The organism is Pseudomonas sp. SIMBA_068, assembly GCF_046534705.1.
Taxonomy (GTDB): Bacteria; Pseudomonadota; Gammaproteobacteria; order Pseudomonadales; family Pseudomonadaceae; genus Aquipseudomonas; species Aquipseudomonas putida.
Genome location: NZ_JAWRYI010000386.1, coordinates 1 through 278, shown reverse-complemented (window position 1 = coordinate 278; position 278 = coordinate 1). Strand labels below are relative to the sequence as shown.

The window sequence follows — 278 nt, the reverse complement described above, 5'->3', positions numbered from 1 at the left end:
GAAGTTAAAACGTCTGCTGCATCAGTTAAATTCACGATGGCGCAGTGCCTTCAAGAAAACAATAACAGCGTAGCCGCTTGCAGTACTTACGACCTTTTAGGAATAGCTGCACCAGCAGCTAACGATAACCTAGCCAGTGTTACCATTACGGCAGCTTCAGGTGCGATTACAGCTACTGCAACAGCCTCAGCTGGTGGGTATACATATATACTAACACCACCTGTGATCGACCCTGCATTACCAGCACCTTCAACATATGTATTCACAGTAAGCGGTAC

1 pseudogene is annotated in these 278 nt (G+C 46.4%); it reads left to right on the top strand.

The annotated features are described in order from the left end of the window. Positions 1–278, top strand: a pseudogene (locus tag SB756_RS29645) (hypothetical protein); the annotation flags it as partial.